The organism is Nocardia sp. NPDC004260 (assembly GCF_053603155.1).
This window is the reverse complement of sequence record NZ_JBSGEZ010000029.1, coordinates 68,317-91,960: the sequence shown is the minus strand read 5'-3', so window position 1 is coordinate 91,960 and position 23,644 is coordinate 68,317. Positions and strand designations below refer to the sequence as shown.

Here is a 23,644-nt window from a genome sequence, read left to right as displayed (position 1 = left end):
CTGCCTGACCCGCGGCACCGCCTACAACGAAGAAACCCACGTCAGCAACCGCCAACGCGTACTCGCCGCCTGAGGTTGACAGAAGGTGTCTCATTGCGCGTGTACGTGTGCCGCGCCGGAGGCGCGCGCCTTCCCGGTCGCGATCAATTCGTCCCACTCCTTCTGGACTTCCTTCTCCGCCGCGGTGACGAGGAATCCGCTGGGCGCGAAGATCTTCGACGGCTGTTCGGGCGTCTCGGTGGTCGTGGTCTCCCCGGAGCGCCAGGCGCGGAAGGCCACCAGCGCGCCCACCACCGTCACGATCAGTACCAGCACAGCGAAGATGATCGACAAAGTGCCCTGGATGAAGGTGTTACGCACGATCGCGTTCATATCGTCCTGGGTCTTCGCCGTCAGGCACAGCTTCCCGGCTTCCTGCGCGGCTCGGCAGATGCTGTGCTGCTTCCAGTAACCGAGCTTCGGATCGGCGGAGAAGATCTTCTGCCACGACGCCGTCATCGTCACCAGGAGATCCCAGACCAGCGGAATCGCCGGAATCCAGGCCCATTTCGCGAGGCCCTTCTTCACCACGATCACCAGCACGACGGTCAACGCGATGGCGGCGAGCAACTGATTGGCGATGCCGAACAGCGGGAACAGTGTGTTGATGCCGCCGAGCGGATCGGTGACACCCATCAGCAGGATCGAGCCCCACGCGCCGACCACGACGGCCGAGCACAGCCACGCGCCCACCCGCCAGGACGGATCACGGAACTTCTTCGCCACACCGCCGAAGTTGCCCAGCGCGTCCGACAGCATGAACCGGGCCACCCGGGTGCCCGCGTCGATCGTGGTGAGGATGAACAGCGCCTCGAACATGATCGCGAAGTGGTACCAGAACGACTTCATGCTCGCCCCGCCGAGGAATTGGTGGAACACCTCGGAGATGCCGACCGCCAGCGTCGGCGCGCCGCCCGTGCGGGAGATGATCGATGATTCGCCGACATCGCTCGCGGCCTGGCTCAGCTCCGCCGGAGTGATCGCCGGACCGCTGAGCCCGAGGCCATTGGTGTAGGCCGCGGCCTTCTCCGCGGTGCCGCCGGTGAGACCGAGCGGCGCGTTCATCGCGAAGTACAGGTGCTGGTCGATGATCGAGGCGGTGATGATCGCCATGACCGCGACGAACGACTCCATCAGCATGCCGCCGTAGCCGATCATCCGCGCGTGCGATTCCTTCTCCAGCAGTTTCGGCGTGGTGCCGGAGGAAACGAGCGCGTGGAAGCCACTCAGCGCGCCGCAGGCGATGGTGATGAACAGGAACGGGAACAGCGAACCCGCGAAAGCCGGTCCGGTACCGCTGGACGCGAACGACGAGACGGCGGGCGCGTGCAGCACCGGCAGCGTAACCAGGATGCCGACCGCGAGCAACACGATGGTGCCCACCTTCATGAACGTCGACAGGTAGTCGCGCGGGGCCAGCAGCAGCCACACCGGAAGCACCGAGGCGACGAAACCGTAGGCGATCAGCAGCCAGGAGATGGTCACCGGCGAGAGCGTGAACCAGTCCGCGCCCCACTCGGTTTCCGACACCCAGCCGCCGCCGACGATGGCGAGCAGCAACATGGCGAACCCGATCACGGAGACCTCGCCGACCTTGCCCGGCCGCAGGAACCGCAGATACACACCCATGAACAGCGCGATCGGAATGGTCATGCCGATCGAGAACACGCCCCACGGGCTGTGCGCGAGCGCGTTGACGACCACCAGCGCGAGCACCGCCAGCAGGATCATCATGATCACCAGGACGCCAACGATGGCCGACCAGCCGCCGATCACACCCAGTTCGTCGCGGGCCATCTGCCCAAGGCTGCGCCCGCGCCGCTTCATCGAGACCCACAGCACCAGGTAGTCCTGCACCGCGCCGGCCAGCACCACGCCGACCACGATCCAGATGGTCCCCGGCAGGTAGCCCATCTGCGCGGCCAGCACCGGACCGACCAGCGGCCCCGCGCCCGCGATGGCGGCGAAGTGGTGCCCGTAGAGCACCCGCCGGTCCATCGGCATGTAGTCCTTGCCGTTCTCCAGGATTTCGGCGGGTGTGGCCAGGTCGTCGCGTGGTTTGACGATCTTGCGTTCGATGAACCTGGCATAGAACCGGTACGCGATGATGTAGGTGCACACCGCCGCGATCACGATCCAGACCGCGTTCACCGATTCGCCGCGTGAGATGGCGAGCACCGCCCACGCTATGGCGCCGAGTGCGGCGATCCCCGCGAAGATCAATTTCTTGGCCGGTGTGATCGGGGACTTGTCGACCACGCCGACGGGCGGCAGATCGGGATCGGTCCGCAGATATTCGATTGTCGCCATCTGCCTTCTCTCCTGTAAAACGCGCAGGATCTTGCTCAAACACGTGACAACGTAACCGATCGATGATCGCCGTCGTGCCGATTCCGGACGTCGGACGCGCACCGTGAAATATTGTTCATGTGTCGGCCGTCACCATGTGATTGCCGAACGTATGCTGCCATGCCGTTCGAGAAGCTCCACATCCGCCCTGGAGGAGGGCTGTATTGCGTGCGAATCCCGTCGCCAGGGTCCGTCGCCGGACGCTGCTCAGGTCGGCGCTGGCCGCGCCAGTGCTGGCGAGCGGTGGCTGCGGCTCCGATGACGACGCGTTGACCTTCTTCTTCCAGGCCAGGCCGGAAGAGGCCAGGGTTCGGCTGACGATCATCGACGAGTTCCGGAAGCTGCATCCCGACATCAGGATTCGCACCATCATGTCGGGTCCGGACCCGCTGCAACAGATGCTCACCTACTGCGCGGGCGGCAAATGCCCGGACGTGCTGATGGCGTGGGAGCTGACCTATTCGGGGCTGGCCGAGCGCGGGGTACTGCTGGATCTGAACACCCTGCTCGACCGCGATCCGCGGTACGCCACCCAGCTGCGCGCCGACAGCTATCCGGCGCTGTACGACACCTTCACCTACGCGGGCGGGCAGTACGCCCTACCCGAACAGTGGTCCGGGGTGTTCCTGTACTACAACCGGGAGCTGTTCGACGGAGCCGGGATCACTCCGCCCGCGCGCTGGCGCGACGCCTGGTCGTTCGACGAGTTCCTGGCCGCTGCCGAGGCGTTGACCAGGCATGACTCGTCTCGCACCCGGTGGGGGTTCGCCGACGCCTGGGTGCCGTACTTTTCGGCGGCCTGTTTCGGTATGAACAACGGCGCCGAATGGTTCTCGCCCTCGGTGCGTCCGACCAGGACCAACCTCGGCGATCCGCGGTTCGCCGAAGGGTTCCAGTTCTACGCCGACCTCGCCGTACGCCACCGCGTGGCGCCGAAAGCCGCCGACACGCTTTCCGTCTCTGCCCCCGACCTGTTCCGGCGGGGCCGGGCCGCGATGGCGCTGGGCGGGCATTGGCTGTATTCCGAATTCGCCGGACACGACGATCTCCCGATCGACATCACGGTGCTGCCGGTGGGCCCGCACGGCGGTCCCGGCGCCATCACCGACGTCGGCAGCACGGGCCTGGCCATCGCCGCGGGCAGCCCGCGTGTCGAACAGGCCTGGGAATTCGTCAAATTCGCTACCGGACCGGTGGGTCAGGCGATCATCGCCGCGTCCGGGCTGTTCGTCCCCGTGCTCCAGTCGGCGATGAACTCACCGGGGTTCGCCGCCGCGCACCGGGAGATCCGCAATCTCGAGGTGTTCACCGCCGGTCCGGCCAATTCCCGCCCGCTGCCGATCACCCCCGCTTGGGGGAAGGTGTCCGCCCTGCTCGAACGCGGCTCCAACCGAGTGCTGCGCGGCGCCGCCACCGCCGCCTCGTTGGACGGCCGTTTCGCCTCCGACGTCGACGCGCTGCTGGAGACACCATGATGGCAGCGCGGCGATCGCAAACATCGGGCAAAGCGGGCGTCGCCTCCCGATTGGCGCGGCGGCGCGAGCGGGCCGGTTGGGCATTCGTCGCGCCCAACGTGGCGGCCGTCGCGGTTTTCTTGTTGTTCCCGTTGGGTTTTTCGCTCTATCTGAGTTTTCATTCGTGGGACCTGTTCAGTCCCATGAGATTTGTCGGTGTGGACAACTACCGGCGGCTGTTCACCTCGGATCCGTTGTTTCTCATCGCATTACGTAATACGGCCGTTTTCACGCTGCTGACCTTGGTGCCCACGGTGATGATCGGACTCGCCGTCGCCGCCGCGCTGAATCGAAAACTGGTCGGCGTAAGTGTATTTCGCACCATCGCTTTTCTGCCGTTGGTCGCCTCGGCGGTCGCCATGGCCGTGGTGTGGCGGTTCCTGTTCACCGACGACGGGCTGCTCAACGTCGCGCTCGGCTGGATCGGCATCGACGCGGTGCCCTGGCTGACCGATCCCGACTGGGCGCTGGTCTCGCTCAGCGTCGTCACCGTGTGGAAGAGTGTGCCGTTCGCGACGGTCATCCTGCTCGCCGCCATGCAGGGCGTACCGGAGACGCTCTACGAGGCCGCCAAGATCGACGGAGCCGGGGCACTGCGGCGATTCTTCGCGATCACCGTGCCGCTGATCCGGGGGCCGCTGTCATTCGTCTTCATCATCACGATCATCAATTCGGTGCAGGCGTTCGACCAGGCATACGCGCTGACCGGCGGCAACGGGGGGCCGGAGACGGGTACGTACCTGCTGGGGATCATGCTGTTCCAGAATGCGTTCGGCTTCTACGAGGTCGGGTACGCCTCCGCGCTCGCCTGGGTGATCTTCGCGATCCTGTTCCTGCTGACACTGGTGCAACTGCGGATGGCCCGGCGGTCGGAGGTGGAACAGTGAACACCTACGAGGCGGTACGGCGCGCGCTGCCGGTTCGACGCGACCGCGCGTTCGTCGCGGTCGGCCGCGTCGACCGGGCGATCGTGCGGCGAGTGGTGCGCGGGACCGCGATATACGCGGTGCTGGTCGGCATCGCGTGGTGCGCGCTGCTGCCGATCCTGTGGGCGGTGTCGGGCTCGCTGAAGCAGGACGGCGAGATCGCCGACGCGGCGCTCCTTCCGCAGCGGCCGCAGTGGTCGAACTACGGGAAGGTCTTCGATCTGCTGCCGATGGGGCGGATGCTGCTCAACACCACCATCTACGCGTTGTGCGTCACGGCGGGGCAGGTCTTCTTCTGCTCGTTGGCCGGTTATGCCTTCGCGCGTCTGCGTTTTCGTGGGCGCGACATGCTGTTCCTCGCCTACCTCGCGACGCTGATGGTGCCGTTGACCGTGACGGTGATCCCGCAGTTCCTGCTGATGCGGGCATTCGGCTGGGTGGACACCCCGTGGGCGATGATCGTGCCCGGCCTGTTCGGCAGTGCGTTCGGCACGTATCTGATGCGGCAGTTCTTCCGCACGCTGCCCGAGGAACTCGAGGAGGCCGCCATCCTCGATGGCTGTTCCACCTGGCAGGTGTACTGGCGGGTGCTGCTGCCGCACACCCGTCCGGCCCTGATGGTGCTCGCCGTGCTCACCTGGATCACCGTGTGGAACGACTTCCTGTGGCCGCTGGTCATGATCCAGCGCGACGACGTCGCCACCGCGACACTGGGACTGGTCCGGCTGCAAGGGCAGTACTACACCCAGTGGCCCATCCTCATGGCCGCCGCGGTGGTCATCTTGCTCCCACTGCTGCTCATCTACGCGATAGCCCAGCGCGCGTTCATCCGCGGCATCGCGATGTCGGGCTTCGGCGGGCGCTGAGCGGGTGCGCTCGGTCCGCCTGGTTCGCGCGCCTTTCTGGTTGCCGGCGCTCTTCGGCGACGGTCCGCGCGTTGGTGTGGGGTATCGCGTTGTCGGGCTCGGCGCGCGCCGACTGATCGCCTTCCGGTTCCCGGGGCCTGGGTGGAAGGCGGATTCGCTTACCTGCTCAGGTTCTCGGTGAGCGCCCAGCGCGCTCGTCCGCGCCCTCGCGTTCTCGGGTGCGTCGCTGTCTGGTGTTCACACGTCAGGACGTGGCGGGCGAATGAACGTCCTCATCGGTGCGGTGCGGTGCCGCGGCCGGGCGGAAGTCGTCGCCGGGCCGCGGCTGCGCTCTGTGAGGAGGCTTCGTCCCCAGGCCGATCAAGCGCCCCAATAGGTGCCGAAGCTCCAGAGATTGCCCTCCGGGTCGCGGACCGTGAAGCCGCGTGAGCCGTAGTCCTCGTCGCGCAGGCCACGGACCACTTCGGCGCCCGCGGCGGTGGCGCGGGCGAAGAGCGCGTCGGGCTCCTCGCAGACGAGATAGACCGAATTGGTGCCGGTCGGGCGGGTGCTGAACGGGCTGTCGTCCTTCCCTGCCGAGCCGAACATGACACCGCCGCCCAGCGGCCAGCGCAGTTCCGCGTGCTCGACGATCGATGGGTCGTCCTCGCGGGCGTAGAGCGCGGCCTCCCGGAAGCCGAACGCCTCGATCAGGAAGGCGGCCATCGCGCGGGCATCGCGGAAAATGAGCGTGGGCCAGACGGCGGTGCGGGTGCTGAGTTCTGTCGGATTCGTCATGGCTACATCGTCATCCGGCGGACTCGTCCGCGGCTTGGACGGATGGAATCTCCTCGGCCAGCCACGCGGTCGGGCTGGTTCCGGCGAGGTCGGCGAAGTCCCGATCCAGATGAGCCTGGTCGTAATACCCGCACGTGGCGGCCACCTGGGCGATGGTGACGTAGGAGGGCGTGTGCGCCAGCATCCGGCGCGCCCGTTCGAAACGCGTGATCCGGGCCGCGAGTTTCGGGCTCAGGCCGAACTCGCGATTGAACCGGCGCGTCAGATGCTGTCTGGTCCACCCGACCTCCGCGGCGAGCGAGCCGACCGCGATTCCGCCGCCGGAACCGACCACCGCGCGCCATGCCCAGGTGAGTTCGGGACCGACCGCGCGGGCCGGATCGGCCAGCGCCGAGAGCACCCGATCGCAGACCCCGAAACGCTCCGGCCAGCTCGGCGCGTACTGCAATCGCTCCCACAACTCCGATCCGACAGGTCCGACGACGTCGGCGAATTCGACCGACGTGTCCCACAGCGCCGCCGCGGGCATGCCGAACAAGGTGCGGCAACCCAGCGGCGTGAGTGACACGGCCACACCTTCCTGACGACCGTCGTGCGCGATCAGGGCCGTGCTCGCTTGCAGGCCGCTCAGCACACACCGATAGTTCTGGGGCGACTGCCGTGGATCCGTCTGCTCGACGACGTCGATCGTGGGCCCGATCGCGACGATGAAAGTCATGTGCCGCGACGGCAACCCCCGATGCATCCCCGCCGCGAACCCGGACATGCGATAACCGACGTACCGGTCGATGAACGCGGCGAGCGTGGGTGCCGGACGCGCCGTCACCACCTCGGAGGTCGGCTCCATGCGGTCACGCTACGCCGGGGGACCGACAGGAGCGCCGGTCCGGTGCGGACGCGGCACCCGCACCGGATGACTTCGCTCGCGGAGTGGCGCGGGCATTGATTCGTGGTCTCGGCTCGTGTGCCGATGATGTTTCGGGCTGACGCGAGTGGAAGCCTGACGTGTGGTCGAGCGGGCGCGGACCCAACGCTCCGGCTGCTCTCCGCCGGTCTCGACCAGCGGTGAGATGTACCACTACAGCGTGTAGTGGACTGTGATCACCACCCGCGATCCGGTTACCGTTGCGCCTCCTGACGATTTCTGGAGGTGTGATGCGGCGGGTGCAGTACGAGCGCAGCGGTGGTCCCGAGGTGCTCGAGCTCGTCTCGGTCGAAGTCCCGACACCAGGGCCGGGTGAGCTTCTGGTCCGTGTCGAGGCGGTCGGGGTGACCCTGCCGGTGGTGCGGAAGGTACGTGAGCAGCGCGAACCGATCGCGTTGGGCGGCGAGGTCGCGGGCGAGGTGGTCGCGGTGGGCGAGGGCGTCGACCGCTACGCGCCCGGCTACCGCGTGACCGGCCTGGTGTTCGGACACGGCTACGCCGACTACGCCCTGCTCTCGGCGGCCATGGCGTCGCCGATTCCGGACGGTGCGTCGGCGGTGGACGCGGTCGCGCTGGTGCGCAGCGGCCTGGTGGCGCTCGGTGCGCTCAGTGCCGCATCGCCCCGGGAAGGGGAGTCTGCCCTGATCACCGCCGCCGCGAGCGGCGTCGGCCACCTCGCGGTCCAGTTGGCGCGGGTCCGTGGCGCGGCGCGGGTGGTCGGCGCGGTGTCGGATCTGGCGAAGTCGGAGTTCGTGCGGGAACTCGGAGCCGACGACGTGGTCGAGTACGGCCAAGAGTCCTGGGGCGCTCCCGCCGACTACGTGCTGGACGCCGTCGGCGGCGATCTGCTCTCACCCGCGATCGCGGCGCTGGCCCCCGGCGGCCGGTTGGTCGCCTACAGTTCCGGCGGCGGCACCATCCAGGCCTACGACCTGCTCGTCGGCGCGAAATCCGTCATCGGCTTCCAGATGGCCCGCATCGCGAAAACCCAGCCCGACGTCTACGAACACTGGCGCCAAGAACTCTGGCAATACTTCGCCTCCGGTCAACTACGCCCCGCCATCCACGCCGAATACCCCCTCGACGAAGCCGCCGCAGCCCACGCCGCCATCGAAGCCCACGCCAACCTCGGCAAAGTCGTCCTCATCCCCTGAAACGGGCCGCGAGTGGCACATGGCTGCGGCAGAGTCCGAGAGGCGCCCTCCACCATGTGCCACTCGCGGGAGAGCGGGGTCGGCGCGCCGCGTAGACTCTGTTCCTCGTGAGTCTCACCCTCGGAATTGTCGGTCTGCCCAACGTCGGCAAGTCGACGCTGTTCAATGCGTTGACCAAGAACGACGTGCTCGCCGCGAACTACCCGTTCGCGACCATCGAGCCGAACGTCGGCGTGGTGCCCCTGCCCGATCCGAGGCTGAACAAGCTGGCCGAGATCTTCTCCTCCGAGCGGATCGTGCCCGCCACCGTGTCGTTCGTCGACATCGCCGGCATCGTGAAGGGCGCGTCCGAGGGGGCGGGCCTGGGAAACAAATTCCTCGCCAACATCCGCGAGGCCGACGCCATCTGCCAGGTGGTGCGGGTGTTCGCCGATGACGACGTGGTGCACGTCGACGGCCGCGTCGACCCGGGCGCCGACATCGAGGTGATCGAGACCGAACTCATCCTGGCCGACCTGCAGACCCTGGAGAAGGCGGTCGTGCGGTTGGAGAAGGAAGCGAAGGTCAAGAAGGACCGCAAGCCGGTCGCCGACGCCGCGAAGGCCGCGCAGGAGATTCTCAACAGCGGCACCACCCTGTTCGCCGCGGCCGACAAGGTGGACACCGAACTGCTGAAAGAGCTGTCGCTGCTCACCACCAAGCCCTTCCTCTACGTCTTCAACGCCGACGAGTCGGTGCTCACCGACGAGGCGAAGGTCGCCGAGCTGAAAGCTTCCGTCGCCCCGGCCGATTCGGTCTTCCTCGACGCCAAGGTGGAAGCCGAACTCCTCGAACTCGACGAGGAATCCGCCACCGAACTCCTCGAATCCATCGGCCAGACCGAACCCGGCCTGCACGCCCTCGCCCGCGCGGGCTTCCACACCCTCGGCCTGCAGACCTACCTCACCGCGGGCCCGAAAGAAGCCCGCGCCTGGACCATCCACCAGGGCGACACTGCCCCGAAGGCCGCCGGCGTCATCCACACCGACTTCGAACGCGGCTTCATCAAGGCCGAAGTCGTCGCCTACGCCGACCTCGTCGAGGCAGGCTCCATGGCCGCCGCCAAAGCGGCGGGCAAGGTCCGCATGGAAGGCAAGGACTACGTCATGACCGACGGCGACGTGGTCGAGTTCCGCTTCAACGTCTGAGGCGCTGCGAAGAAGTAAGGCAGCGCATGTATCGCTGCTGGTAGAGACTCTGCTGAGCCCCCATCTGGTATCTGCTGGGGGCTCCGTCGTTCCGCCGGCACTGCCCGCAGCCGGTTCCGATCAGCGCGCTATGCGGCATAAGCCTGGTGGTAGGGCTTGATCCCGGCCCGGATCGGGTCTAGGCGCCCGATTGGGGTTAGCTATGGGTTTGGTATCGGCCGTCGGCGGCCGCGGTCAGTAGAAGGGCCAGGGCGCGTACGGCGTCTTTAAGGGTGTCGGGGTGTTCGATGACGAACGGGCGATTCAGGCCGGCGAGGACTGGGGGAATCCAGTCGAGTTGTTCGGCCCGGATTCGGATCCGGACCCACGGGCGGGTGTCGGCCGGCGGTGAGTCGATCTCGTGCATGGTCGCGATCGTCGCGGGGAGCACCGGGCGGACCTGGCTGAGCGTGCCCTGCACTCGGATGGATACCTCGTGCTGGTAGGGCGCCGTGGCAAGTGCGGACAGCAGGTGAGCTGCCGGCTCGAATCCGGTGGGCGGAGTGAACGTTCCGGGCAGTGTGGTCATCGCGGTGATGCGGTCCACCCGGAACTGGCGTAGTTCGTCACTGTTGCAGTCCTGCCCTGTCAGATACCACCGGCCGGAGTGGTCGACGAGCCCATAGGGGTGCACGGTCCGCTCGCTGGGCCGCCCGTTTCGGTCGGTGTAGTCGATCGCGACCGGTCGGTGCTCGCGGGTGGCCTCGGCGAGGCGGAGCAGGACCGCGGTCTCGACAGCGACTTCCGGGCGAGCGTCGGCGGTGAACTCGACGGTGTTGATCAGTGCGTCCAGCCGGGCCGTCAGGCGGGTGGGCAGGATGCGGCGAAGTTTGGCCGTCGCGCTGTCGGCTGCCCGGGCGGAAGCTGTCGATCGGTCGGCGCCGCGGTTGGTGAGGAGTCCGAGTAACACCGCCACCGCCTCGTCGTCGGTCAGCATCAGCGGCGGCATTCGGTACCCAGGGGCGAGCTGGTAGCCCCCGTAGCGGCCCCGAACCGATCGGACTGGGATATCCAGGTCGGTGAGATGGGTGACGTATCGCCTGACGGTGCGTTCATCGACGCCGAGCCGTCCGGCCAGTTCACCGACGGTATGGGTACCGCCGGCCTGCAACAACTCGAGCAGGGCCAGCACTCGGGCGGTGGGGCGCGTCATCGGGAAATTCTCGCATCTATACCGGGCGGAAACTGTCCGGTATCGACTCTACCGTGGCATGCGGCGGCGGAACTTCCGCCGCATCCGACAACAGGGAGTACGCGATGAAGCTCGTCTCGATCCGTCTGATCACCGATGACATCCACCGGTTGGTCAGCTTCTATCAGCACGTGACCGGTGTCGAAGCCACTTGGGCTACACCGGATTTCGCCGAAATCGTCACACCAGCCGGCACCCTTGCGATCGGAAGCACCCGCACCGTGGCGCTGTTCGCGGCAGGCAGCGCGCGCCCAGCCGACAACCACACCGCGATCATCGAATTCCTGGTTCCCGATGTCGATGCCGATTACCGGCGGTTGCGGGATGCGGTCGAGGATTTCGTCAACGAGCCCACGACGATGCCGTGGGGGAACCGGTCGTTGCTGTTCCGCGATCCCGACGGCAACCTGATCAACCTCTTCACGCCGGTCACCGCGCAAGCCGTCGCAAAGTTCGCTTTTTGACATCCGCTCGTCGGCATGAGCGCGCACTCGAGTTGACTGGAGCTAGACGCGTGAAGCGGCAGGGTGGGCGCGACCGTCCGCGGAAGCTGGTTCCGATCGAGGCGGAGAAACCAATCGGTCGAAGAAGCCGCCGTCGGCACACCCACCAGGTGGGCAGGCACATCGCTGGCTATGTGACGGACTCGCCCACTCGCTCCGCCCGGCCAGGGCCACAACCAACTCACCGAATTCCACTCGAATGGGCTGAAGGCGCCGTCCCCGACCGCTTGGGAGCTCTGCCTTCCGTGTCCAGCGCCAGACAAAGACTCCTGCTGGTAGCGACTCTGTTGAGCGCCCGGTAGGACGTACCGATCGGCCGACTCGCGGGCGTCCCAGGGGTGACAGGTGAACCTCGATCAGTGATGGGCGGTTCCGCCCGATCCGCGCTGCGGCTAGACGGGCTGGCGGGTTTCGTCGAGACCTGCTGGGCACGGCCGGGGTAGTGGGAGCGCGACCGCCCTCGCGTCTTCACCGCATGCCGCAGCTTCGCCTCGACCGCAGTTCTGAATGTCTCGTACTGCCGAATTCGCTTTCATGCCAGAGAAGTTCGGCGCGATAGGCTGGCGGTCATGAAGCGGCCAGACCTGAGCTCTCCGCCGACCTATGATGAAGCGCTGCGAATCGCGCGCGATCTGGCGCGGGATCCCGACACTCTCGTCCCATACGCCCACCAGGGGCTTCAGAATGCCCGCTACGGGCAAGGTTTCGCGTTCTTACAGACAATCGGAACCGACCGTGGCGAGATGGACGGTTACGTCCTGGTGACCGCCGATGGTTACGGCAGCGGGCTACTGTCTGTGAGCGAAACCATCGAATCGGTAATCGCCGAACACTTGTCCCGAGCCGAACATGCCAACAGACACATCCCCGACAGCGAACTATCGGTGGCGCACCGCCTGGCGCTCGAGGCCTACGACAGCGGCCTCGCACGCATAGGCGAGATACCCCGGCGCGGAGCAATCGCTCCCGAGGTAGCCGACTACGCCGAGTTCCTCCTAATCGGCTTGCGGCGCAGGGGGGCCGGGGGAGACTCGGCACGTAGCATCTTCGCTCGCAATGATTTCCTGATGCAAAGTCCGGCCGCTGGTCGTCGATACACGCAACCCTGCCCACACTGCGACCGGCCGACGATCTATGAGGAACGCTACCCCCGCGCGGTCTGCGATCACTGCCTGAGCCGCACCACCGACCGCGCCGGGCGCCGGGTCAGGGGTTTCAACACCAGTCTCAGTGGCGGAATGATCTGCTACTACGCGGATACGCTCGAGCACCCGGACGGCTCCGGCTCCCAGGAGGAATGCGTCGAGATCACCCGAACCGGTGCGTGCTTTGTCGACGGACACCCCGCGACCATGCAGGAGGCACGTTTGGGCGGGATCGTCGTCCAGGTGGCGCCCCGCAAGTCGGCACGTCGGAGGTGGTTTCGGTAGGCCGAGCGATCCGTAGTGCCGGCATAGCGCGCCGACCCAACCGTCAGCGGTGACCATCATCGTGGGGTAACGGGCCGAACGCTGTGTCAGTGACCGTGTCAGGTCGGCATCAGTGCGCTGTCAGCCGCACCGGACAAAGTATGCCCATCGAACAAAACAGGCCCGGATCGCCACCGGATTCGGGTCACTGCCACAACGGATTTCGAAGGAGCACAAATGTCCGCCACCCTCGCCCTGACCGACCAGGACAAGGCCACCGTCCGCTCTGCCGCCTACGGCGCGGTCTCCCTGCTCGCCGCCGCCTCCGATAAGCCCCACAAGGCCGCCACCGCCGGCTCCATCGCGTTGACGTCGGCGACCGGCCGGGTCGGGCACGTGCTGAACGCGAAGTCCAAGGACGTCCACCTGACCGGCAGGACCGTCGCCGAGCTCGCCGACCAAGTGCTGCCGGCCCTGGCTGCGGCGGTGGCTCTGCTCGACCAGCAGGATCCCGCCGAGGCCGACAACTTCCGCACCACCGTGCTGGTCGCCCTCGAAGCCGCTGCGGCAACGAGCCGCAACGGTCAGCCCGGCCCCGTCGTCAACGAGATGACCCGCAAGGTGGCTGCGGCTCTGCACGCCGCGTGAAAGAGCGGAGGCCACACGCAGTGGGTCGCCGAATGAATTCCCGAGATCCCCTCGGCCCGTAGTTTTCGGGAATACCGCGCTGACCGGTTCGGTCAGCGCGGTATGCGGCATTGCAGCGCGTTCGAGGCAATCGCGTACAACCGGCGGGGAGCCACGCTGGGCGGTTGCCGCCTGCACTTGGGGAGCCCGTCGCCGCCGCGCCGTAATGGTCGTCGCGCGATAGGATTCAGCTGCCCGGATTCCGGCTCCGGTGATCGTTGTTCAGTAAAGGGAGTCCGAGCGGATGGATCGCCGGAAGAAGGAAATCAGTCGGCGCAGTGTGTTGCTGGCGGCCGGAGCATCGATCGCGCTCACCGCATTGGCCCAGCCCGCGCAGGCGGTGACGATCACGCGGAAAGTGTCCGCGGGCCCCGAGGAGTCGGCGAGGCGGGCGGACCTGGCGGAACAGGCCATCGTGCAGCGGCACGTGCGCACGCTCTGGGGTCAGCCGCAGATGCGGCTGGGCACGCTCGTCTGGCCGGGGTCCTTGCTGGACCAGTCGTTCGCGCGATGGTGCTACTGGTGGCAAGCCCACCTTCTCGACTGTGCGGTGGACGCCGCGTATCGCGCCCGCACGCCCGAACGCATAGACCGGGTCGTCGCCATCGCACGCGGTATCCGTACCCGTAACCTCACCGGCTGGACCAACCGGTACTACGACGATATGTCCTGGTTGGTATTGGCACTCGAACGCGCCGACCGGCTACTCGGCGTCCGCTTCGGCGACGCTGTCGGCGAGCTGCGAGCCGGTTTGATCGAGGGATGGAACTCGGACGTCGGTGCGGTGCCCTGGCGGTCCGGCGACGAGTACTACAACACCCCCGCGATCGGTCCGACTGGCATCGCTGTGGCGCGTTTGGGCGAACTTTCGCGCGCCGGACAACTCGCCGATTTCCTGCACACCCGATTGCGCGACACCGCCAGCGGCCTGATTCTCGACGGTGTCCACGAGCCCGGCGGACGAGTAGAGCGGACCGTCCACACCTACTGCCAGGGCGTGGCCATCGGGTTGGAAACGGAGCTGGCGCTGCGCACAGGTGAATCGGGCCATCGCAGGCGCGTGGCAGATCTCGTCGCCGCGGCGGGGGACAGGCTCACCGACGCCGGGGTGATCGCCGCGGCCTCCGGCGACGACTCCGGGCTGTTCATGGGCATCCTCGCCAGATATCTCGCGGAAGCCGCAGTGTCCTTGGGCGACGCCACAGCGGCGAATATCGTGCACGCTTCCGCGCAGGCGGCCTGGAAACACCGCGCCGAGGTGGACGGGCTACCCCTGTTCGGTGTGGACTGGACCCGCCCGGTCACGGTGCCGGCGCAGCCTGAAACCTTTCCCCAGTTCACCCACTCGTCCGCCGCTTCGTCGGCGAACCTGAGCAGCGATCTCTCGGTACAGCTGAGCGGGTGGATGCTGCTCGAAGCGGATCACCAGCTCACCGCCGCGGGCCGCTGAGCCCATAGGGGAAGCGCGGCGCGGAGGGACTTCTACCGCTTTACCTGGAAGAACGAGAGCAAAGCTGCAATCGGAGGTGCAACCTGCGGCCCATCGACCTCGCCCGGGAACACGGGTTATCCGCACAGGCGATCCGCAACTACGACGACGCGGGCATTCTTCCGCCGACCGAGCGCAGCGAGACCGGTTACCGGCGCTATACGCTCCTGCACGCGCAGGCGCTACGCGCTTTCCTGGCGTTGCGCGGTGGCCACGGGCACCAGCAGGCAATGGAGATCATGCGCGCGGCCAATCGCGGCGATACCGAGTCTGCCTACCGGCTCATCGACGCCTCCCACGTCGCGCTGCTCACCGAACGTGACACACGCACCGAGGTCGCAAAGGCCTTGGGCAGTCTGTCCACCGCGATGCCGACTCCGGTCCACGGTCGACCACTGACCGTGGGCGAACTCGCGCGCCGAATCCGCGTGCACCCGGCGACCCTGCGCACCTGGGAGACCCAGGGCATCCTGCACCCCGAGCGTGATCGAGCAACGGGCTATCGCCGATACGGACCGGACTGCGTACGCGACGCCGAGATCGCACGACAATTGCGCCGAGGCGGCTACCCGCTGTCCCAGGTCGCGCAGTTCATCGAGTCGCTGCGCGAGGCAGGCGGAGCGGACGCCTTGCGGGCTTTCCTCGACTCCTGGCAGGACCGGCTGACCGCGCGCGGCCGCAACCTGCTCGCCGGCGCGGCCCAGCTCGATACGTACCTAGCGATGCTCGAGAGCACACCCCAGGAGTGATCCACAAAGCGCGGAGCCGCGGGGACTGTGTCGACTCGCTCGGTGCGGCGAGTGGGGTCCATGCCGGTCGCCAGCCGCAGTAGACCCTTGTCAGCCCGCGTTGCGAATCTGGGTCAGGAATTCCGGGTTGGTTCCGGTTTGACGGAGGCCGGTCAGTAGCAGTTCGAGCGCTTGCTGCGGGTCGCGGCCCGAGAGGGTCTTGCGCAGGGATCCCGTGGCCGTGAGCTCGTCGGCGGACAGCAACAGTTCCTCTTTGCGGGTGCTGGAGCGGTCGATGTCGATCGCGGGGAACAGACGGCGGTCGGCGAGGTGCCGATCGAGCTTCAGTTCGGCGTTTCCGGTCCCCTTGTATTCCTCGAAGATCACGGTGTCGGCGAGCGAGCCGGTCTCGACCAGGGCGGTGGCGATAATGGTGAGTGAGCCGCCGTGCTCGATATTTCGTGCGGCGCCGAGGAATTTCTTCGGTGGCGCGAGTGCCCCGGCATCGACGCCGCCGGAGAGGATGCGGCCGGACCCGGCGGCCGCCAGGTTGTAGGCGCGGGCCAGCCGGGTCAGCGAGTCCAGCAGCACGACGACGTCGTGACCCATTTCGACGAGGCGTTTCGCGTGTTCGATGGCCAGTTCGGCGAGTGCGATGTGGTCCTGGGCCGGTTGGTCGAAGGTCGCGGCGGCGACCTCGGCCGGTACCGCTCGGGACAGGTCGGTCACCTCTTCCGGGCGTTCCCCGACCAGTACCAGCATCAGCTGGCATTCGGGATGATTCTTGGCGATGCCGTGCGCGATAGCTTGCAGCACAGAGGTTTTGCCCGCCTTGGGCGGTGCGACGACCAGGGCGCGCTGGCCCTTGCCGATCGGCATGACCAGATCGGTGACGCGCGTGGTCAGTTCATGCGGCTCGGTCTCCAGCCGTAGACGATCCTGCGGATAGATGGGGACCAAGTCGGCGAAGTGCGGACGCACCTTGGCATTTCCGGGCGGCAGGCCGTTGATCTGATCGACTCGGATCAGCGGTGCGAGTTTGGCGCCGTCCCGTTTGGGTCCGATTGCGCCGGTGACGGTATCGCCGCGACGCAAGCCGTATTCGCGGACCAAGCGAGCAGGCACATGGGCGTCGTGTGGTCCGGGCAGATAGCCGTCGACGTGCAATGAGGCGTGGTTGTGGGTGATGTCGAGAATCCCGGTGACCGACGTCGTACGGTTCTCCTGAGTTGAGCTGTCTTCTGTGTGGATAGTCTTGTCTTGCATGGCTTCTCCTTGAAAAAGTTATGGATGCGGCGGGCTGCCATGAATGCCGCCTACTGGAATGGCGCTCGATGCATACGCCTCAGGCACGGCTGGAATCTGTCCAATGCGTGCATGCTGCCGGGTGCTCGGCATACGAGATCGCCGTGGCGAAAGTGGACTCTTGTGGGAGGGAATTGTCACCTACATCCACAAGATGGAGACCGCCTTACTGTAGCGGTACCAGACGCAACACGCAACAGCGCCTGCTTATTCCCCCTCGTGCATCGCCCGATCGCCGAGCAGGCATGGTGCGACCGGGCGCTCTGCCGCAAGGCTACTTCCAAAACCGCAGCCGTCCGTCGAGTTTCGTGTTCGGTAGCCACGCATGAAGGAGCCCGCCCACTCCGGTGCGTGCGATGCGCGCGCCGTGCCTCACGCTGCCCCGGTCGAACACTGGCAGCAGCGGATGTCAGGACCGCCGCGGCATGACCGGTCCGGTCGCACGGCATTGGCGTGGTGCCCAACCGTGGCCGAGCGGTAGGCGGCGGTGAGCGGTGCTCGGGGTCAGGCGCATATCGGCGGCATCGCGGCAACGAGATCCGCTCAGGCGCGGACCACGGCCGCTCCAATTGCGGCACAGAGGGTTTCCGGATATTGCCGGAAGCGAGATGAGTCAGTGGTGTGTAGTAGCAGGGAATGCGCAGCCGATTTCATTGCGACTTCGCGAAAGACGATGGCGGTGGCCGGAGGTGGTGGAAACGACTTCCCGGTGGTCGCAGGAATTTTAATCTTGAACGAGAATAATCGGCATGGTCGGTCGATCATTCGCCATCCGGCACCGAGTGCCGGAAATGTCGACATAGCCGGATGGGGCATCCCACCTCGGTCCTGCGGCCCTGGGGGCCCAATGGCGAGCGAGGCCGCATTCGCTCGACCTCGTGACGAGATCGAGGCGTTCTCGACTATTGCGGTGACCATGTCGCGCGGTCGTATACTCCCTTTATGGCGGATGGATCTTCCTCCACCGAATTGCCCGAGGCGCCGGTTCTCGTAGTGCAGACGCGGGAACGCGTCTATCGGCTCCGCGCAGGAGGCGCCTATAACGTCGGTCGCGATCCGACGGCCGATATCGTCGTCTCCGATCCGCGCGTATCGTCGTTGCACGCCGTTCTGGAGCGTGGTGCGGACGGTTGGAAAATCGAGGACGCGCACAGTCTCAACGGCACATTCTTCGACGGTCACCGCGTCGATCGGATGGTGATCGATCACGACGAGACGTTCCAGCTCGGACACGCGGTGGACGGCGAAAAATTGGCTTGCTCGGTGGAAACGCCACCAGGGCAGGAACCCGATGGCGATTCCGGCGGCGACACGATGATCGTCCCGAATCCCGGTTACACGCTCGACGACGAGGCTACGGTCACGAAGTTCGAGCCGGGCTTACCCCGGCGGGTATCGCGATCCGCGCCCGCGGCGCACCATCCCAGTGCGGTGGTCCGGATAACATCGCCCACTCTCCGGATCGGACGCGCCGCGGACAACGACATCGTCGCGCACGATCTCATGGTCTCCCGCCATCACGCCGAGTTGCGGACCATCGGCACGGGCAGATACCGGATCGTCGACCTCGACAGCCACAACGGCACCTACGTCAACGGCGCCCGCGTCGATGCCGCCGATCTCTCCGAAGCCGACTTGATCGGCATGGGCCACACCACCTTCCGGCTGGTGGGCGACGAACTGCGCGAGTTCGTCGACACCGGTGACGTATCGGTCTGCGTGCAGAACATCACCGTGCGGACACCCGAGGGCAAGGTGTTGATGGACAGCGTGCGGTTCCCCATCCCGGGTAAATCGCTCGTGGGGGTGATCGGGCCGAGTGGGGCGGGCAAATCGACACTGCTCGGCGCGATCACCGGATTGCGGCCCGCGACAGAGGGGACGGTGCTCTACGACGGCCGCGATCTGTACACCAACTACGACGAACTCCGCCACCGCATCGGATTGGTACCGCAGGAAGACATTCTGCACAACCAGCTGCCGACGCGGCGGGCGCTGCTCTACGCGGCCGAGCTGCGTTTCCCCGGTGACACGGGCCGCGAGGAACGCGAACAGCGGGTCGACGAGGTCCTCGACGAGCTCGGCTTGGCGCGGCACGCCGATACCCGCATCGATCGGCTCTCGGGTGGGCAGCGCAAACGCGTGAGCGTGGCACTGGAACTGCTGACCAAACCCTCCTTGCTGTTCCTCGACGAACCGACATCCGGCTTGGATCCCGGTCTGGACAAGACGGTCATGGAAATGCTGTCGGGACTGGCGCACGACGGGCGTACGGTCATCGTCGTCACTCACAGCGTCGCGAACCTCGATGCCTGCGACCGCCTGCTGGTCCTGGTGCCCGGCGGCCGTCTGGCCTATTACGGCCCGCCCGCGGAAGGGTTGCAGCAGTTCGCCGCGGGCAGCTGGGCCGAGGTGTTCCAGGCATTCGACCGCGAGGAAGAGCGCGACTGGGCCGGTGAGTTCCGCGAGTCGCTCCGTTACGAGCGTTACGTGGCCGTCGGCCCGCCCGACGAGGTCGGCCCCGCGGAAGTGCACACACCGACGGCGCCACCACCGTCGCAGTCCAAGTTCAGCCAGCTCAGCACGTTGTGCAGGCGGTATCTCGCGGTGATCGCCTCGGACCGCAGTTATCTGGCACTGCTCGGTGTCATGCCCCTGCTGCTCGGTGGGTTGATCGCGGCCGTGCCGGCCGGTCAGGGATTCACCGGTGCGCCGGGAACGAACGTCGATGCCGCGACCAAACTCATGATCCTGGCGTTCGCGGCGTGCTTCGTCGGCACCGGCAACTCGATCCGGGAGATCGTCAAGGAACAGACGATCTATCGCAGAGAACGCGCGGCGGGATTGTCGGCCGGAGTTTATTTGATGTCGAAACTGCTGGTCCTCGGCGTGATCACCACGCTCCAAGCGGTCGTGCTAGTCCTTATCGGCACCATCGGGGTCAGTATGCCGCCCAAGGGGCTGTTCACCTCGGTCGAGCTGGAGTTGATGCTGATGATGGCGTTGCTCGGCATCTCGTCGCTGGCACTGGGCTTGCTGGTATCGGTATCGGTGAACACCTCGGAGAAGACGCTGCCGTTGCTCATCGTGCTGTCCATGGCGCAACTGGTGCTCACCGGCGGGCTGGTGCGCTTGCCCGGCACTCCCGTCCTGGAGCAGCTGGCATATTTCGCGCCGGCTCGGTGGGGGTTCGCTGCGGGAGCCGCCACTCTCGACCTCGACACTCTCTCGCCGCACGAGGGCGGGCCCGACCCGCTGTGGAAACACACCATCGGCACGTGGCTGCTCGATATGGGAGTGGTCGCCGGGTTGGGAGCCATCTTCCTCGCGCTGGCCTGGTATCGCCTCTACCAGCTGCGTCCGCGGCGCCGTGGCGCTCGCCGCCCCGCGACGATCTGACGTCTTCGCGCGCCGCGCCGATCGCCGCGCGTCCGTGGCGATGTGGCTGCTCGAAGCCGTTACTCCCAGCGGCGGGAAAAGGGCATCCGGCGTTGCGGAATACTCGACCGCGTCGGACTGGTAGGCCACGCACGGCCTCGTGAGCGTTGTCAGGCGTGAGGTGATGATGCTGGTATTCGCAAGGCCGCTGCCGTCCGGGGCCCGGGTGTCTCGATGAGCACCGAGCGCTGGGTGGTGAAGCTGGACCCGCCCGCGGACGCGAGCCCGGGCCTGAAGTCGGTCATCGAACTGGGCCGCCAGACGATCCAGACCTCGGCGGATCTGCTGGCGACGGGTTCGCCTTCGCAGGCGCCGGATGTGGTGAAGTTGCTGCGCGACGAGAAGCTCGTCACCGGTGACGACAAGAAGTCGGTCATGGCCGAGGGTTACGCCAACCACGCGCAGGCGTTCGACGACATCAAGAACGACATTCGCAAGCAAGACGACAACGTCGACTTGTCCGCCTACGGCACCTACGACATCTCCAGCGGCGCCTTCGCCGCTATAAAGCAGCATGTCAAAGATCTGCAGGCGACGCTGGACGCGGCTCCCGGGGCGAGTCCGGGCAAGCAGTACATCGCTCCGCACACAGAGATCAGGCTGGCGAACGCCGTGCTGAAGACGATCGACGACGTACACGACGAGATCGCGAAGGCCACCGACCGCGTCCAAGTGCACGCGAACGACATCGACGGCTCCGCGCCCACGTACTCCCCCGCATCGGCGGGCAGCAACTACGTGCCGAGCAACTACATGCAGCGCAGTTACTCACCCGGCCCTGGCTTCGTGCCTGCCGCGACGACCGCTGATTACGCGCGCTACCAGGGCAACGTCTCGGTCGACGCCGCGATCGACGGCGCGCTCGACGCGCTCGGCATCACCGATCCGGTGGCCCGCGAGTACTGGAAGCGCGGCTACCGGGTTCTGATCGAACGGGAATCCGGCGGAAATCCGAACGCCGTCAACAACTGGGACAGCAACGCTGCCGCCGGACACGCGTCCAGGGGACTTACCCAGACCATCCCCGGCACCTTCCAGGCCTATCACGTGGGGGGAACGTCGAACAACATTCACGACCCGGTGGCCAATGTCGCCGCCAGCATGAACTACGTGATGGAACGGTACGACGTTTCCCGGGACGGCCACGACCTGCAGGCCAAGGTCCAGCAAGCGGATCCGAACCGTTCGCCGAAGGGCTACTGAGCGCGGGCCGGATGGGCCGACCGAGTTGGAATCCAACGCTGTCCTGGGGGATTCGTCCCGCTGCCCTCGAGTAGTCTCGATTGCTCGTCGGGTCGAACGGATTTCGATGACGAGTTATCTTTTCGTTCTCGGCCGGGTCGGTCGTCCGGTTCGACGGCCGAGGCAGCGATGGCGCGCTGCGTCTGGAACACTCGACCGTCGGAAAGGTTCTTTGCTGATGTTCCGTCGTTTCACGACCAACGCGCCCGCCGGGGCGTCGCCGATGGATGATCTGGTGGCAGGCGCGCTGCCGGATCGAGTGCAGATCGCGCATGAGCGATTGGCCCACCAGGACGATCCGGCGCTGCTCGAAGCATTATCGGAGCGTGAGCTCGCCGCCTCCCGCGAGTTGGCCGAGCTCGTGCGTGACTATGAACGCCACGAGAAACGGGCGCGCATCCAGGCGGCCGCCGACGCCGCGGAGCGGGTACGGCGTACGGCCGCCGAGCTGGCCGAACGGGAAGCCGCCGACTTGCTGCGGGCCGCCCAGGCGATCGGTGAGCAGCGGCACAGCAGCAGCCCGCACGCGAAAGTCGCCCGCCTGCATCAGCGCAAGCCGCGGGTGCTGGGATTGCTGGCCGGAGTCGTCGCGTTCTCGATGCTGTTCTCCGCGGTCACGGTGCAGCAGAACATCGCGCCGTCCGGCGGTGCGACCAATCCGATGTTCTGGCTGTCCTACGGTCTGGAAGCGCTGATCAGCGCGGTACTCGTCGCGCTGATGCTGTCCACCGGGGATACCGCCGAGTGGGGCGTGATCGATCGGCTGTGGCAGGTCTACACCGTCGAGGGCGTCCTGCTGACGGCGAGTATCGCGTTGAACACGTTTCCCTACATCAGGACGGGCGAGGTGGCCGGGATCGGCATCCACGCGATCGCGCCCATCATGATCGGCGTCGCGCTCGTCACCCACCGGCTCGTCGCCGAGCGATACGGGCGCGCGATCGAGCAGGCGACCGCCGCCGTCCCCGACCACGAAGATCTCCAGGAACGACTGGCGGCGCTCACCCAGGTCGGCGGCGCCGGGAACCAGATCCTGCCGAGCATCCTCATGGAGCCGACGGCTCGCCGTGCGAGCGAATCCGCCGCGACCGAGCCGCCCGCACCCGGCCGGGAGGGCTCGGGCCCCGAGGCTCCGCAGCACGGACAGGCCGCTGAGGCGGGGCAGCAGCCCGCCGCCGAAGTACCGATCGCCACGCCCGCCGTCGCGGCACCCGAACTCACGGAGCTGTGGCTGGCAACGACGCGGCTGCCCGCGGTCGAACGGCCGTCCGCGGCCGGTACGGGCGGTCCGGGAGTGGCCGCCGCGGCCAGTCCGGACGAAGCTGTCCTGGACGCACGTCTGGCGGCGGCGGTGCGACAGACGCTCGACCGGATTCGCACCGGCAGGCAGGGGGAGCCGGGCGAGCAGTCGGTGGAGCCTTCCGTGGCCGTGCCCGAGCCGAGTGCCCCCGGATTCGCGGAGGCGGCCCACGAGCATGGTGCGCGCGGCGAGACCGCCGAAACGCATCCCGAGTCGACGGCTCACAGCGCGGCCGAGGCGGTCACCGAACATATCCCGCTCTCGGCGGCCCCCGAGGTGCGCCCCGAGTCGAACGCCGTTGGCACGGTGAAGCCCACCGGGCAGGTCGCGCTCTCGGAGGCTGCCGCGACGCATTCGGAGTCGAATGGTCGTGCGCTGGAGCCGGGCATGGCCCAGCACTACGCACCCGATGGCAACGACCACGCGCCGCGGATGGAACAGGTCACGCAGGCCGGTGCCGTGCACCCGTCTCCGGTCATGCACGAACCGGAGGCCCCAGCCGCGAGCGCGCCGCACGCGTCCAACGAACCGCAACTCACCACGCGATGACCTGAGCGGGCCGTAATCGATTCGGC

At 66.8% G+C, this 23,644-nt stretch carries 17 protein-coding genes and 1 pseudogene; 13 read left to right on the top strand and 5 right to left on the bottom strand.

What is annotated here, in order from left to right:
• Positions 1–90 precede the first annotated feature (90 nt).
• Entirely contained in the window at positions 91–2,349 is a 2,259-nt protein-coding gene (locus tag ACWEO7_RS18890; RefSeq protein ID WP_450015810.1) for a carbon starvation CstA family protein, read from the bottom strand.
• Between the two features lie 203 nt (positions 2,350–2,552).
• On the opposite strand from ACWEO7_RS18890, the gene ACWEO7_RS18885 reads away from it, so the two are divergent.
• The 3 genes from ACWEO7_RS18885 to ACWEO7_RS18875 all read left to right on the top strand — a co-directional run bounded on the left by ACWEO7_RS18885 (position 2,553) and on the right by ACWEO7_RS18875 (position 5,694).
• Positions 2,553–3,863, top strand: coding sequence for an ABC transporter substrate-binding protein (locus ACWEO7_RS18885; protein WP_452424813.1), 1,311 nt, complete (start codon positions 2,553–2,555; stop codon positions 3,861–3,863).
• Between the two features lie 50 nt (positions 3,864–3,913).
• A complete protein-coding gene (locus ACWEO7_RS18880) occupies positions 3,914–4,789 on the top strand; it encodes a carbohydrate ABC transporter permease (protein ID WP_452424820.1) in 876 nt (291 codons plus the stop codon).
• Between the two features lie 80 nt (positions 4,790–4,869).
• Positions 4,870–5,694 (top strand): carbohydrate ABC transporter permease, encoded by an 825-nt coding sequence (locus ACWEO7_RS18875; RefSeq protein WP_452424818.1) that lies wholly within the window; start codon positions 4,870–4,872, stop codon positions 5,692–5,694.
• Between the two features lie 360 nt (positions 5,695–6,054).
• Here ACWEO7_RS18875 and ACWEO7_RS18870 read toward each other — a convergent pair whose 3' ends face one another.
• Positions 6,055–6,471, bottom strand: a complete 417-nt coding sequence (locus tag ACWEO7_RS18870) for a VOC family protein (protein ID WP_452424811.1) — start codon at positions 6,469–6,471, stop codon at positions 6,055–6,057.
• 10 nt (positions 6,472–6,481) lie between these two features.
• Entirely contained in the window at positions 6,482–7,318 is an 837-nt protein-coding gene (locus ACWEO7_RS18865; protein WP_452424809.1) for a helix-turn-helix domain-containing protein, read from the bottom strand.
• 308 nt (positions 7,319–7,626) lie between these two features.
• Between ACWEO7_RS18865 and ACWEO7_RS18860 the strand changes: the two genes are divergently transcribed.
• Both ACWEO7_RS18860 and ychF read left to right on the top strand, forming a co-directional pair.
• On the top strand, positions 7,627–8,550 hold the full coding sequence (locus ACWEO7_RS18860) for a quinone oxidoreductase family protein (protein ID WP_452424807.1): 924 nt from the start codon (positions 7,627–7,629) through the stop codon (positions 8,548–8,550).
• A 107-nt stretch (positions 8,551–8,657) separates the two neighbouring features.
• Complete coding sequence (gene ychF, locus ACWEO7_RS18855) at positions 8,658–9,737, top strand: redox-regulated ATPase YchF (RefSeq protein ID WP_452424805.1); 1,080 nt, start codon at positions 8,658–8,660, stop codon at positions 9,735–9,737.
• A gap of 196 nt (positions 9,738–9,933) precedes the next feature.
• Here the strand turns inward: ychF and ACWEO7_RS18850 are convergent, their stop codons facing one another.
• Complete coding sequence (locus tag ACWEO7_RS18850; RefSeq protein WP_452424804.1) at positions 9,934–10,929, bottom strand: helix-turn-helix transcriptional regulator; 996 nt, start codon at positions 10,927–10,929, stop codon at positions 9,934–9,936.
• Between the two features lie 104 nt (positions 10,930–11,033).
• Between ACWEO7_RS18850 and ACWEO7_RS18845 the strand changes: the two genes are divergently transcribed.
• The 5 genes from ACWEO7_RS18845 to ACWEO7_RS18825 all read left to right on the top strand — a co-directional run bounded on the left by ACWEO7_RS18845 (position 11,034) and on the right by ACWEO7_RS18825 (position 15,805).
• Positions 11,034–11,432, top strand: coding sequence for a VOC family protein (locus ACWEO7_RS18845; protein ID WP_450022533.1), 399 nt, complete (start codon positions 11,034–11,036; stop codon positions 11,430–11,432).
• Between the two features lie 608 nt (positions 11,433–12,040).
• Positions 12,041–12,901, top strand: a complete 861-nt coding sequence (locus ACWEO7_RS18840) for a hypothetical protein (protein WP_452424802.1) — start codon at positions 12,041–12,043, stop codon at positions 12,899–12,901.
• A 216-nt stretch (positions 12,902–13,117) separates the two neighbouring features.
• On the top strand, positions 13,118–13,528 hold the full coding sequence (locus ACWEO7_RS18835) for a hypothetical protein (RefSeq protein ID WP_452424800.1): 411 nt from the start codon (positions 13,118–13,120) through the stop codon (positions 13,526–13,528).
• 283 nt (positions 13,529–13,811) lie between these two features.
• Positions 13,812–15,017 (top strand): glycoside hydrolase family 76 protein, encoded by a 1,206-nt coding sequence (locus tag ACWEO7_RS18830; protein WP_452424798.1) that lies wholly within the window; start codon positions 13,812–13,814, stop codon positions 15,015–15,017.
• Positions 15,018–15,100: 83 nt separating this feature from the next.
• A complete protein-coding gene (locus tag ACWEO7_RS18825; protein ID WP_452424817.1) occupies positions 15,101–15,805 on the top strand; it encodes a TioE family transcriptional regulator in 705 nt (234 codons plus the stop codon).
• A 90-nt stretch (positions 15,806–15,895) separates the two neighbouring features.
• Here ACWEO7_RS18825 and ACWEO7_RS18820 read toward each other — a convergent pair.
• Positions 15,896–16,990: pseudogene (locus ACWEO7_RS18820) on the bottom strand (transcription termination factor Rho, short form); the annotation flags it as partial.
• Between the two features lie 1,041 nt (positions 16,991–18,031).
• On the opposite strand from ACWEO7_RS18820, the gene ACWEO7_RS18815 reads away from it, so the two are divergent.
• From ACWEO7_RS18815 to ACWEO7_RS18805, 3 genes are all read left to right on the top strand, one after another.
• Positions 18,032–20,488 carry an FHA domain-containing protein gene (locus ACWEO7_RS18815; protein ID WP_452424796.1) on the top strand — a complete coding sequence of 819 codons (2,457 nt, stop codon included), beginning with the start codon at positions 18,032–18,034 and terminating at the stop codon, positions 20,486–20,488.
• 213 nt (positions 20,489–20,701) lie between these two features.
• Positions 20,702–21,730 (top strand): transglycosylase SLT domain-containing protein, encoded by a 1,029-nt coding sequence (locus tag ACWEO7_RS18810; protein ID WP_452424794.1) that lies wholly within the window; start codon positions 20,702–20,704, stop codon positions 21,728–21,730.
• Positions 21,731–21,947: 217 nt separating this feature from the next.
• Positions 21,948–23,618 carry a hypothetical protein gene (locus ACWEO7_RS18805; RefSeq protein ID WP_452424792.1) on the top strand — a complete coding sequence of 557 codons (1,671 nt, stop codon included), beginning with the start codon at positions 21,948–21,950 and terminating at the stop codon, positions 23,616–23,618.
• The last annotated feature ends 26 nt before the right edge of the window (positions 23,619–23,644 follow it).

Excerpts from the sequence above, each read along its gene's own strand:
- ACWEO7_RS18860 (WP_452424807.1), top strand. The coding sequence starts at position 7,627 with ATGCGGCGGGTGCAGTACGAGCGCAGCGGTGGTCCCGAGGTGCTCGAG.
- ACWEO7_RS18810 (WP_452424794.1), top strand. The coding sequence starts at position 20,702 with ATGAGCACCGAGCGCTGGGTGGTGAAGCTGGACCCGCCCGCGGACGCG.
- ACWEO7_RS18815 (WP_452424796.1), top strand. The coding sequence starts at position 18,032 with ATGGCGGATGGATCTTCCTCCACCGAATTGCCCGAGGCGCCGGTTCTC.
- ACWEO7_RS18830 (WP_452424798.1), top strand. The coding sequence starts at position 13,812 with ATGGATCGCCGGAAGAAGGAAATCAGTCGGCGCAGTGTGTTGCTGGCG.
- ACWEO7_RS18870 (WP_452424811.1), bottom strand. The coding sequence starts at position 6,471 with ATGACGAATCCGACAGAACTCAGCACCCGCACCGCCGTCTGGCCCACG.
- ACWEO7_RS18840 (WP_452424802.1), top strand. The coding sequence starts at position 12,041 with ATGAAGCGGCCAGACCTGAGCTCTCCGCCGACCTATGATGAAGCGCTG.
- ACWEO7_RS18890 (WP_450015810.1), bottom strand. The coding sequence starts at position 2,349 with ATGGCGACAATCGAATATCTGCGGACCGATCCCGATCTGCCGCCCGTC.
- ACWEO7_RS18850 (WP_452424804.1), bottom strand. The coding sequence starts at position 10,929 with ATGACGCGCCCCACCGCCCGAGTGCTGGCCCTGCTCGAGTTGTTGCAG.
- ACWEO7_RS18835 (WP_452424800.1), top strand. The coding sequence starts at position 13,118 with ATGTCCGCCACCCTCGCCCTGACCGACCAGGACAAGGCCACCGTCCGC.
- ACWEO7_RS18865 (WP_452424809.1), bottom strand. The coding sequence starts at position 7,318 with ATGGAGCCGACCTCCGAGGTGGTGACGGCGCGTCCGGCACCCACGCTC.
- ACWEO7_RS18845 (WP_450022533.1), top strand. The coding sequence starts at position 11,034 with ATGAAGCTCGTCTCGATCCGTCTGATCACCGATGACATCCACCGGTTG.
- ACWEO7_RS18805 (WP_452424792.1), top strand. The coding sequence starts at position 21,948 with ATGTTCCGTCGTTTCACGACCAACGCGCCCGCCGGGGCGTCGCCGATG.